This window comes from Vibrio sp. 03_296 (assembly GCF_002265885.1).
This window is the reverse complement of the sequence record NZ_NPKW01000316.1, coordinates 1-425: the sequence shown is the minus strand read 5'-3', so window position 1 is coordinate 425 and position 425 is coordinate 1. Positions and strand designations below refer to the sequence as shown.

Below are 425 nucleotides of genomic sequence, written 5' to 3'. Positions count from 1 at the left end.
CTTCCATAAATGACGCTCAACCATTCTAGGTTGATGACCGAAAACTTGGGCAGAGAAAAACGCTCTGCCCTTCACCCTGCCCGCCCCCATAACAACTCTAATGGCTGGCAGATTATTTTCATTCACTGATCCATTTTTTGTTTTACTGCAGACGGATACGGGAGGAACTATGTCTGAATCACTGCGTGGCACCATWGAGATAMTTGCTTGCTGTCGATGACCTTTGCGGCGGTTTTCAACGTGCGCAATATCGTCAACAACAACATCGAACTGGGCTCAGCTCTGCCCCCATTTTTCTCTTAGCAACCGTGGTCTATTTCATTCCATTCGTTTTTATTATTGCCGAATTTGTTTCTGCTAATAAGAACTCAGAATCCGGCATGTATGACTGGTTGAAAAAGCCTTTAGGCAGCAAAGCCGCTTAT

Annotated in this window: 1 pseudogene; it reads left to right on the top strand. The window is 45.2% G+C overall.

Annotated features, from left to right (window positions below):
- Positions 1 to 169: 169 nt before the first annotated feature.
- Positions 170 to 425 (top strand): annotated as a pseudogene (locus CIK04_RS24290) (amino acid permease); the annotation flags it as partial.